The sequence below is a fragment of the Halomonas sp. M4R1S46 genome (assembly GCF_025725685.1).
In the GTDB taxonomy this organism is placed as follows: domain Bacteria; phylum Pseudomonadota; class Gammaproteobacteria; order Pseudomonadales; family Halomonadaceae; genus Halomonas.
Map to the genome: position 1 here is coordinate 1 of NZ_CP107008.1, position 11,296 is coordinate 11,296.

7 protein-coding genes are annotated in these 11,296 nt (G+C 65.2%); 4 read left to right on the forward strand and 3 right to left on the reverse strand.

What is annotated here, in order from left to right; translation table 11 throughout:
• Positions 1–345 precede the first annotated feature (345 nt).
• The 4 genes from dnaA to gyrB all read left to right on the forward strand — a co-directional run bounded on the left by dnaA (position 346) and on the right by gyrB (position 6,563).
• Positions 346–1,803 carry a chromosomal replication initiator protein DnaA gene (dnaA, locus tag OCT48_RS00005; RefSeq protein WP_263590768.1) on the forward strand — a complete coding sequence of 486 codons (1,458 nt, stop codon included), beginning with the start codon at positions 346–348 and terminating at the stop codon, positions 1,801–1,803.
• A 70-nt stretch (positions 1,804–1,873) separates the two neighbouring features.
• A complete protein-coding gene (gene dnaN, locus OCT48_RS00010; protein WP_263590769.1) occupies positions 1,874–2,977 on the forward strand; it encodes a DNA polymerase III subunit beta in 1,104 nt (367 codons plus the stop codon).
• Between the two features lie 38 nt (positions 2,978–3,015).
• On the forward strand, positions 3,016–4,131 hold the full coding sequence (recF, locus tag OCT48_RS00015) for a DNA replication/repair protein RecF (RefSeq protein WP_263590770.1): 1,116 nt from the start codon (positions 3,016–3,018) through the stop codon (positions 4,129–4,131).
• An 11-nt stretch (positions 4,132–4,142) separates the two neighbouring features.
• Positions 4,143–6,563 carry a DNA topoisomerase (ATP-hydrolyzing) subunit B gene (gyrB, locus tag OCT48_RS00020; protein ID WP_263590771.1) on the forward strand — a complete coding sequence of 807 codons (2,421 nt, stop codon included), beginning with the start codon at positions 4,143–4,145 and terminating at the stop codon, positions 6,561–6,563.
• A 781-nt stretch (positions 6,564–7,344) separates the two neighbouring features.
• Here gyrB and gmhB read toward each other — a convergent pair.
• From gmhB to glyQ, 3 genes are all read right to left on the reverse strand, one after another.
• On the reverse strand, positions 7,345–7,893 hold the full coding sequence (gmhB, locus tag OCT48_RS00025) for a D-glycero-beta-D-manno-heptose 1,7-bisphosphate 7-phosphatase (protein WP_263590772.1): 549 nt from the start codon (positions 7,891–7,893) through the stop codon (positions 7,345–7,347).
• Between the two features lie 203 nt (positions 7,894–8,096).
• Complete coding sequence (gene glyS / locus OCT48_RS00030) at positions 8,097–10,163, reverse strand: glycine--tRNA ligase subunit beta (RefSeq protein ID WP_263590773.1); 2,067 nt, start codon at positions 10,161–10,163, stop codon at positions 8,097–8,099.
• A gap of 1 nt (position 10,164) precedes the next feature.
• Complete coding sequence (glyQ, locus tag OCT48_RS00035) at positions 10,165–11,112, reverse strand: glycine--tRNA ligase subunit alpha (protein ID WP_263590774.1); 948 nt, start codon at positions 11,110–11,112, stop codon at positions 10,165–10,167.
• Positions 11,113–11,296: the final 184 nt, after the last annotated feature.

Sequence of the window (11,296 nt, forward strand, 5' to 3'; positions counted from 1 at the left end):
CTCGGAGGCATTACCATTACTGATAGGGGAGTTCTACTGTGTCCTGTTATTACTAGTGGGGAAAGTTGCTGTGGACAAGTTAGAATGGCGCAGTCGATTCAATCGGCTATGGAAGAGATAGAGCTGTGGATGATGGGGGGATGCCCGGCCCGCAAGCTGTTGATGGACGGTGGATCGATCCGTGGGCTGTCCACAGGCACAGGGTTCTCCACGTTCGGCGCCCAGGGTGTCCCTGAGACAACAGCAGGTTTTCCACAGCGCTTTTCGGGGCCGTGCTCCATGTGGATAACCAGGCGGCAGGACGATACAATATGCGGTCGTTCTTCAACCGAATGGTGAGGTCGCGTGTCGCTCGCTCTCTGGCAACAATGTCTGGATACCCTGCAGGACGAACTGAACTCCCAGCAGTTCAACACCTGGATTCGTCCGCTGCAGGCGGAGGAAGGGGAATCCAATCAGCTGCGCCTGCTGGCGCCCAATCGCTTCGTGCGCGACTGGGTCAGCGACAAGTATGCCAAGCGCATCAGCGAGCTGATGCGGGAGCTGTCCCCGGCCAAGCCACCCAAGGTGGTCCTGACGGTGGGCAGTCGCCGGGCGGCGGCGCCCCAGCCCCGCGAACTCGGGGACCCGGTATCCGCCGTGCCCCGGGCGCCGGCCGTGCAGACGCCTCCCCGCGGAGACGTGGCCGATGAGCGCGAGATCGCTCAGCTCCGGGAGGAGGGCGAGGGCGCACGCCGTGCCGGAGGAGAGCGCCAGGTCCAGGTAGAGGGTAGCCTCAAGCACAACAGCGGCCTGAACCCCAACTTCACCTTCGAGACCTTCGTCGAGGGCAAGTCCAACCAGCTGGCACGCGCCGCCTCCCGCCAGGTCTCGGAGAACCCCGGAGGAGCCTACAACCCCCTGTTCCTCTATGGCGGGGTCGGCCTGGGCAAGACCCACCTGATGCATGCGGTCGGCAATGCGTTGGCGGGCCGACGCGAGAACGCCCGGGTGGTCTACCTGCATTCCGAGCGCTTCGTCGCCGACATGGTCAAGGCCCTGCAGCTCAACGCCATCAACGACTTCAAGCGCTTCTATCGCAGCGTCGATGCCCTGTTGATCGACGATATCCAGTTCTTCGCCGGCAAGGAGCGCTCCCAGGAGGAGTTCTTCCATACCTTCAATGCCCTGCTCGAGGGCGGTCAGCAGATGATTCTGACCTCGGATCGCTATCCCAAGGAAATCAGCGGTGTGGAAGAGCGGCTCAAGTCCCGCTTCGGCTGGGGGCTGACGGTGGCGATCGAGCCGCCGGAGCTCGAGACCCGGGTGGCGATCCTGATGAAGAAGGCCGATCAGGCCAAGGTCGATCTGCCCCATGACGCGGCCTTCTTTATCGCCCAGAAGATCCGCTCCAATGTCCGGGAACTGGAGGGCGCGCTCAAGAAGGTCATCGCCGACTCCCACTTCATGGGCAAGCCGATCACCCAGGACTTCATTCGTGAATCCCTCAAGGACCTGCTGGCCCTGCAGGACAAGCAGGTGGGGGTGGACAACATCCAGCGCACCGTGGCCGAGTATTACAAGATCAAGCTGGCCGATCTGCTCTCGAAGCGCCGCTCGCGCTCGGTGGCGCGGCCCCGGCAGGTCGCCATGGCGCTGGCCAAGGAATTGACCAATCACAGCCTGCCCGAGATCGGCGATGCCTTCGGAGGGCGCGATCACACCACGGTGCTGCATGCCTGTCGCAAGGTGCAGGCGCTTCAGGAAGAGAGCGCGGACATCCGCGAGGACTACAAGAATCTGCTGCGTCTGTTAACCAGTTGATTTTATTAATATTTGATCGACCGGTCGGGTCGCCGGCCGCAATCTCTCCAGGACCAGAAGTGGAGTCGACATGAAATTTTCCATCTCCCGAGAAGCGCTGCTGCGCCCGTTGACGCTGGTAGCCGGCGTCGTGGAGCGCCGCCAGACCCTGCCGGTGTTGTCGAACGTGCTGATCCAGGTCGACCAGGACCAGGTCTCGCTGACCGGTACCGACCTCGAAGTCGAGCTGATCGGGCGCACCGCGGCCAGTCTCGTGGAGGAGGCGGGATCTGCCACCGTGCCGGCTCGCAAGCTCATGGATATCTGCAAGTCGCTGCCCGACCAGGCGGAGATCCAGCTATCCCTGGAAGAGGGGCGTGCCGTGCTGCGCAGTGGCCGGTCGCGCTTTACCCTGTCGACCCTGCCGGTGGCCGAATTCCCGAACATCGAGGATGGCCAGAGCAGCGTCGAGCTGAGCCTGCCGCGGGGCACCCTCAAGCACCTCATCGATGCCACCTCCTTCGGCATGGCGCAGCAGGACGTGCGTTACTACCTCAACGGCATGCTGCTGGAGTTCGGGCCCAACCTGGTGCGCACGGTGGCAACCGACGGCCATCGCCTGGCGGTGTGTTCCCGCCCGGCGGATATCGGTGTCGAACCCGCCCAGAAGTTGATCGTGCCACGCAAGGGCGTGATGGAGCTGGTGCGCTTGCTCGACGACGGTGACGAGCCGGTCAGCCTGACCCTGGGTGCCACCCATGTGCGTGCCCATACGGGGGATTTCACCTTCACCTCCAAGCTGGTGGATGGCAAGTTCCCCGACTACGAGCGGGTGGTGCCGCGCGGCGGCGACAAGGTGTTCATCGCCGAGCGGGCCGAATTGCGCCAGGTGCTGTCGCGCACGGCCATCCTCTCCAACGAGAAGTACCGAGGCGTGCGGCTCAACCTCGAGGAAGGCAACCTGCGCGTGATGGCCAACAATCCCGAGCAGGAAGAGGCCGAGGAAAACGTGGCCATCGAGTACAGCGGCCCGGCCATGGAGATCGGCTTCAATGTCGGCTACCTGGTCGACGTGCTCAACGTGCTCGGGGAGGACCGGGTGCAGATGACGCTCGCCGACCCCAACAGCAGTGCCCTGATGGAAGAGCCTGGCGGCGGCGACGCCCTCTATGTCGTCATGCCGATGCGCCTCTGAGCGCGCCGTACACGCCATTGGCGAGTAGCCCCCCGGCCATGCCCCTCGATCGTCTCGCTTTCCAGGGCCTGCGCAACCTGCAGGCCCTGGAGCTGCATCCTTCCCCTCGCATCAACCTCTTCGTCGGTGACAACGGCAGTGGCAAGACCAGCCTGTTGGAGGGCATCCATGTGCTTGGCATGGGGCGGTCCTTCCGCACGCGCCAGTTGCGCCATGCCATCGCCCACGATGGCGAGAGTGTGACCCTTCATGGGCGACTGGCCGGCGACCCGCCTCTGGGTATCGGCGTGCGACGTCGCCGCGACGCCAGCGAGCTGGAGATGCGCCTGGGCGGCGAGAAGCTGGAGCGTGTCTCCCGGCTGGTGGAGGTGCTGCCGCTGCAGCTGATCAACCCGGATGCCTTCCGTCTGCTCGAGGGGTCGCCGGCGGGGCGACGGGAGTTCCTCGACTGGGGCGTGTTTCACGTGAAACAGGGTTTTCTGGATGCCTGGCGACGCTTCCGGCGCGCGCTGAAACATCGGAATGCCCTCCTCAGGCATGGTAGAATGAGCGATGCTTCACTGAACGCCTGGGAGCAGGAACTGGTGCTTTGGGGCGAGCGATTGGACGCTTTGCGCCGTGACTGGATGGCTGCCTTCCAGCCGGTGTTCGCGGAGACGCTGGAGGGATTGATCAGCCTGCCGAGCCTGGAGCTGCGCTACTCGCAAGGCTGGGACCGCAAGCGCCCCCTGGCCGAGGTCCTTCGCCAGGGCAGGAACACCGATCGCCAGATGGGCTTCACCCAGCAGGGGCCGCAACGGGCCGATCTCGGGATCCGCCTAGGCAAGCGGCCGGCGGTCGAGGTGCTGTCTCGCGGCCAGCAGAAGCTGGTGGTCAGCGCCCTCAAGCTGGCACAGGGCCGCCTGCTGGAGCAGGCCACCGGCCTTTCCTGTGTTTACCTGATCGACGATCTCCCCGCCGAGCTGGACAGCGCGCATCGCCGCATCTTCTGCGAATGGCTGGAGCGGATGCGCTGCCAGGCGTTCATCACCAGCGTCGATCCGGATGCTCTGGCCGACCTGTGGAGTGCACAGACCCCGGTAGCGATGTTTCACGTGAAACATGCCGGGACGGGGCAGGGGCAGCTGCTGCCAATGGACAGACAGACTTCATGACGGAGTAGTCAATGAGCGAACAGGCTTACGACTCATCGAGCATCAAGGTTCTCAAGGGCCTGGATGCGGTACGCAAGCGGCCCGGCATGTACATCGGCGACACCGATGATGGGACGGGCCTGCACCACATGGTGTTCGAGCTGGTGGACAACTCCATCGATGAAGCCCTGGCCGGCCATTGCAGCGAGATCCGGGTGGTGATCCACCCCGATGAATCGGTCACGGTGAGTGACAACGGGCGCGGGATCCCCACCGAGATCCACGAGGGCGAGGGGGTCTCGGCGGCCGAGGTGATCATGACCGTGCTGCATGCCGGCGGCAAGTTCGACGACAATTCCTACAAGGTCTCCGGGGGCCTGCATGGGGTGGGTGTCTCGGTGGTCAATGCGCTTTCCGAGGAGCTCAAGCTGACCATCTGGCGTCAGGGCCAGGTCCATGAGCAGATCTACCACCATGGCGTTCCGGCGGGCCCGCTCAGCGTGGTCGGCAAGACCGAGCAGACCGGCAGTCGCGTGCACTTCAAGCCGTCACCAACCACCTTCCACAACATCGAGTTCCACTATGATGTGCTCGCCAAGCGGCTGCGGGAGCTCTCCTTCCTGAACTCCGGCGTGGCGATCCGGCTGATGGACGAGCGCAGCGGTAAGGAGGAGCTGTTCCACTACGAGGGCGGGCTCAGGGCCTTCGTCGACCACCTGAACACCAACAAGACGGTGCTCAATCCGGTCTTCCACTTCATCGTCGAGCGGGAGGATGGCGTCGGTGTCGAGGTGGCGATGCAGTGGAACGACACCTTCGCCGAGAACATCTTCTGCTACACCAACAACATCCCCCAGCGAGACGGCGGTACCCACCTGGCCGGTTTCCGGGCCTCCCTGACCCGCACGCTCAACCATTACATCGATAGCGAGGGGTTGCTCAAGAAGACCAAGGTGAACACCTCCGGGGACGATGCCCGGGAGGGGCTCACGGCCATCATCTCGGTGAAGGTGCCCGATCCCAAGTTCTCCTCGCAGACCAAGGAAAAGCTCGTCTCATCCGAGGTCAAAACGGCGGTCGAGCAGGAAATGGGTCGCCAGTTTGCGGACTACCTGGTCGAGAAGCCCAACGAGGCCAAGGCCATCGTCAACAAGATGCTGGATGCGGCCCGGGCCCGCGAGGCGGCGCGCAAGGCCCGCGACATGACCCGTCGCAAGGGGGCCCTGGATATCGCCGGCCTGCCTGGCAAGCTGGCCGACTGCCAGGAAAAGGATCCCAGCCTCTCCGAACTCTTCCTGGTCGAGGGGGACTCGGCCGGCGGGAGTGCCAAGCAGGGCCGGGATCGCCGTACCCAGGCAATCCTGCCGCTCAAGGGCAAGATCCTCAACGTGGAGAAGGCACGCTTCGACAAGATGCTGTCCTCCGCCGAGGTAGGCACCCTGATCACGGCGCTTGGCTGCGGCATCGGCCGGGAGGAGTTCAATCCCGACAAGCTGCGCTATCACTCGATCATCATCATGACCGATGCCGATGTGGATGGTTCGCACATCCGCACCCTGTTGCTGACCTTCTTCTTCCGTCAGATGTCGCAGCTCATCGAGCGCGGTCATGTCTTCATCGCACAGCCGCCGCTCTACAAGATCAAGCGCGGCAAGCAGGAAAGCTACCTCAAGGACGAGCAGGCACTGACCGACTACCTGACCACCACGGCGCTGGACGGGGCACGTCTGCACGTCAACGCCGACGCCCCGGGGATCGGCGGGGAACAGCTGCAGTCGCTGGTCGATCAGTACCGTGACGTCATGCGCCGCATCGACCGCCTGTCACGGGTCTACCCGGACGTGGTGCTGCGCAAGATCGTGCATGCGGCCTGCCTCGAGGGCGAGACCAGCCTGCGCGATCGCGTGACCATGCAGAACTGGATCGAGTACCTGCAGGCCGAGATGGACGCCATCGTCGCCTACGAGGGCGGGCCCCGCTATACCTTCCGCCTGGAGGAGGACGCCGAACGCGGTTTCTACCTGCCGGCGGTGAGCCTCACCGCCCATGGCGTTACCACCGACTACGTATGGGGCGTCGACTTCTTCACCAGTGCCGATTACCGGGCCATCGCCGGGCTCGGCGAGACCCTGGATGGCCTGGTCGAGGAGGGCGCCTTCGTGGCCCGGGGCGATCGCCAGAAGCCGATCGGCAGCTTCTATGATGCCCTGGAGTGGCTGATGAACGAGGCCCAGCGCGGCCTGTCCATCCAGCGCTACAAGGGGCTGGGCGAGATGAACCCCGACCAGCTGTGGGAGACCACCATGGATCCCGGCACCCGCCGCATGCTGCGGGTCTCCATCGAGGATGCCGTGGCGGCGGACATGATGTTCAATACCCTGATGGGTGACGAGGTCGAGCCACGCCGGGACTTCATCGAGCGCAATGCCCTGGTGGCCAACCTGGACGTGTGACGCCCGAGAGTGGATGTTTCACGTGGAACATCCCCCCGTTCGCCATTTGAAGAGGCCGGCTGCAAGCCGGCCTTTTTCATGGCGCGCAGCGCCGTTCACGCGCTATCCGGCCAGCCGTGGTGGTTGGCTGGATGACTTGGGGGTGAGAGTCCCCTACGGACCCTGATGGCGGGAACCATTAGCTGAACAGCAAGGGTGTCCGTCGCGAGGCGGAATCTGAAGGAAGCTGTAGGCAAACTCCTGGCCCGACGAACAGGAACCGCATACGAGGCAGTCACATCTGGGTGAGAAGGCCATGAAACTCGAACCCCAATAGCTATCCAGATGATGTGGAAGTAGATGCGGCGGGTAGATGGGAGGAAGGTCGCGCGTCTTACCCTGGGAGACCTGTTCGCCTGCCATTGTCTACCGGCACCGTGAGGTGTCGGGATGGGCGAACAGGAGTCAGCAGAGGCCATAGTAGGCTTTCTAACCAAGAGCTGAAGGACGGAACCTGTCACGAGTGGATAGTTGAGTGCTCTCTGATGTGTACGAGCAGAAGCCTCCCCGGAGGGCTCTCGCTAACTGTATGGCGGGCCGGAAGCCCAAAGACTGTCGAAGCGCTCAGAGCACACCGGGAGCGAATTCAGCGGAACGAAGCTCAGCCCAATAATGGGGGGCAGGAGCCGCCGTGGTATGGAACCGTATGCCCGATCGTGCGAGAGGGTGGGGGACGCGACTCCCCCCCCTTGCTCGATCATGGTCCCCGGCGGGGAGATTCATATATTAGTCATGTTGCTATCTAGGCCAGCAGCCAGTCGGCAAAGGCGGCGAGGTCCGCGAAGACCCAAGCCCGTTCGAGCCCCTTCCCCCTGGCCAGTGTCCGCTCTCCCTTGCCGGTGCGTACCAGTACCGAATGACAGCCGACGGCTTCCCCCGCCTGGAGGTCACGCAGGCTATCACCGACCATCCAGGCTCCCCGCAGGGAGGCCATCCCGAGGTCCTGGCGAATCTGTTCCAGAAGGCCCGGCAGGGGCTTGCGGCAGTCACAGCCATCGTCGGGGCCGTGCGGGCAATGGACGATCCTCCGGATCTCGCCACCCTTTGCCTCGACCAGGGCCTCCAGTCGATCGTGCATGGCCGCGAGCGTGGCCTCATCGTAGTAGCCCCGGGCAATACCGGACTGGTTGGTAGCGACGGCCACCGTCCAGCCGGCTCGCGACAGGCGGGCGATGGCGTCGATGGCGGAGGGGTAGGGAAGCCATTCATCCAGGGATTTCACGTAATCGTCGGAGTCCTGGTTGATGACGCCGTCGCGATCGAGGATGACCAGCTTGTCGGGTGTGGGCATGGGAGAACCTGAAGCAGGGAACAAGTAGGCACGAGCGAGTGTTTCACGTGGAACATGTGCTGCCAAGAGGGCATGCCGGTCGGCGCGAGAGGCCCAGAGGGGAAGGGCTCGGAGCGTGGCTGTTTCACGTGAAACATGCCCAGGCGAGGGATGAAAAAAAGGCCGGCGAGTCGCCTCGCCGGCCCGGCCATGCAGGCGCGCCGTCACTGCTGGAGCAGGGCGATGTCCGCAACCTCGAGGAACAGCGCCTGCAGGCTCGCCAGCAGGGCGAGGCGATTGGATTTCACCGCCTCGTCGTCGGCCATGACCATCACCTGCTCGAAGAAGGTGTCCACCGGCCGGCGCAGGGTCGCCAGTACGTCCAGGGCGTCGCTGTAGCGCGCCTCGGCGAACAACGGGGCGACCCTTTCCTGGCAACGCGCCAGCGCCTCGGCCAGGGCCTTCTCGGCCGCCTCCTGAAGCAGGGCGGGGTCCACCCGGGCACTGACGCCATCCCCCTGCTTGGAGAGGATGTTGGAGACGCGCTTGTTGGCGGCGGCCAGGGCGGCGGCCTCCTCGCGGCGGGCGAAGGCATGCACGGCATGGAGCCGACGGGCGAAGTCCAACGGCTTGGTGACGGGCCGGGCGCGCACGGCCAGGTAGACCTCGGCCTCGATGCCCTCGTCCCGGCCCCAGGCCCGGAAGCGGTCGAGCATGTAGGTCAGCACCTCGTCGACCAGGCCCTCGGCGTAGGGCAGCTCCTGGTGCTGGGCGGCGGCCAGTTCGAGCAGCTCGCGCAGGTCCAGATCCAGCTCGCCCTTGATCAGGATGTTGAGCACGCCGATGGCGGAACGGCGCAGGGCGAACGGATCCTTGGTGCCGCTGGGGCGCTGGCCGATGCCGAAGATGCCGGTCAGGGTATCGAGGCGGTCGGCCAGCGCCAGCGCCAGGCCGGTGGGCGTCCGGGGGATGGCGTCACTGGCGAAGCGCGGCAGGTACTGCTCCTCCAGGGCCTGGGCGACCTCGGCGTCCTCGCCGTCATGGGTGGCGTAGTAGCGGCCCATGATGCCCTGCAGTTCGGGGAACTCCAGGACCATCTCGGTCACCAGGTCGCACTTGGCCAGCTCGGCGGCGCGTCGGGCATGGGCCACCTCGCCGTCGATGCGACCGGCGATGAAGGCGGCCACGGCGGCGCTGCGATGGGCCTTGTCGGCCAGGGTGCCGAGCTTCTGCTGGAAGACCACGCTGGAGAGCTCGCCAATCCGGTCGGCCAGCGGACGCTGCCGATCGGTGTCGTAGAAGAAGGCGGCATCGGCCAGCCGCGGGCGGATGACCTTCTCGTTGCCCTGGATCACCAGCTCGGGCGACTGGCTGTCGATGTTGGAGATGGTGATGAACTGGGGCTTGAGTCGACCCTGTGCATCCAGCAGGTGGAAGTATTTCTGGTTGGCCTTCATCGAGGAGATCAGGCACTCGGCGGGGACCTCGAGGAAGCGCTCGTCGAAGCTACCGGTCAGTGCCACCGGCCATTCCACCAGGCCGCTCACCTCGACCAGCAGGTCCTCGTCGATCACCGCCTGGGCCTCCTGTACCTCGGCCTCGGCCAGCACCTGTTCGCGGATGCGCTCGCGGCGTGTCTCGCGATCGGCGAGCACCCAGGCCTGCTCCAGGGTGGCCAGGTAGTCGTCGGCATGGGAAAGCTCGATGGGGGCCGGGGCGTGGAAACGATGACCGCGGGTGGTGCGCCCGGCCTCGAGGCCCAGGGCGCTGGCGGCGACGACCCGGTCGCCGTAGAGCATCACCAGCCAGTGGGCGGGACGGGAGAATTCCACCCGTGAGGCCCCCCAGCGCATGTTCTTGGGCACCGGCAGGGCGGCGATGGCCTTCTCGACGATCCCCGGCAGCAGCGCGGTGGTGGCCTCGCCCGGCTGCTGTTCGCGGTAGCCGAGCCAGGTGCCCTTGGCGGTCTCCAGGTGGATCAGCTCGTCCACCGACACGCCACAGGAACGGGCGAATCCCTCGGCGGCCTTGGTCGGCTGGCCCTCCTTGAAGGCGGCGGCCAGGGCAGGGCCGCGGCGCTCGACCTCGCGGTCCGGCTGTTTGTCGGCCAGCGCCTTGACCTGCACGGCGAGGCGGCGCGGGGTGGCGTAGGCGGTCACCTCGCCGTGGGCGATATCGGCCTCGGCCAGACCGCGGTTCAGGCCCTCGGCGAAGGCATCGGAGAGGTCGTCGATCGCTCCCGGCGGCAGTTCCTCGACGCCCAGTTCGACCAGAAAGGTATCGGCTGCCATCTCAAGCGTCTCCCTGTTCGGCAAGCAGTTCGCGGCGCAGGGCCTCGGGGGCCAGCGGGAAGCCGGCGGCCTTGCGCGATTCGTAGTAGGCGTGGGCCACGTCACGGGCCATGGTACGCACGCGCAGGATGTAGCGCTGGCGCTCGGTCACCGAGATAGCGTGGCGCGCATCGAGCAGGTTGAAGGTGTGCGAGGCCTTCAGCACCTGCTCGTAGGCGGGCAGCGGCAGGCCGGCCTCGATCAGTTTGGCGCATTCGCCTTCCTGGTGGTCGAAGGCGCCGAACAGGGCCGGTACGTCGGCGTGCTCGAAGTTGTAGGTCGACTGCTCGCGCTCGTTCTGCAGGAAGACGTCGCCGTAGGTGACTCGGGTGCCGTCCGGGGCGACGGTCCAGACCAGGTCGTAGACGCTGTCGACGTCCTGGACGTACATGGCGATACGCTCGATGCCGTAGGTCAGCTCGCCGGTGACCGGATAGCACTCCAGGCCGCCGGCCTGCTGGAAGTAGGTGAACTGGGTCACCTCCATGCCGTTGAGCCAGACTTCCCAGCCCAGGCCCCAGGCGCCGAGGGTGGGCGATTCCCAGTTGTCCTCGACGAAACGGATATCATGCACCAGGGGGTCGAGGCCGAGACGCTTCAGGGAGCCGAGATAGAGGTCCTGCAGGTCCGCCGGGGACGGCTTCATCACCACCTGGAACTGGTAGTAGTGCTGCAGGCGGTTGGGGTTCTCGCCATAGCGGCCGTCGGTGGGGCGACGGGAAGGCTGCACGTAGGCGGCATTCCAGGTCTCGGGACCGATGGAGCGCAGGAAGGTGGCCGGGTGGAAGGTCCCGGCGCCGACCTCCATGTCCAGGGGCTGGAGGACCACGCAGCCCTGTTCGGCCCAGTACTGCTGCAGGGCCAGGATCAGGCCCTGGAAGGTTGTCACGTCTGGCGTCGACTGTGTCATTGCGGAAGCACCGTTGGCCATGAATTCACGAGCCGTCAAGTATACAATCACGGGCAGATCGGTTATAGGCGCAGCCTGGAATACATGGGGCCATCGCCGTCGAGCGAGTGCTCGGGGCTGATCCGTCGACGGGGCTGCGAGAGGGCGCTGTGAACCCCTCCCTGGGCGCTACCGACGCCATCCC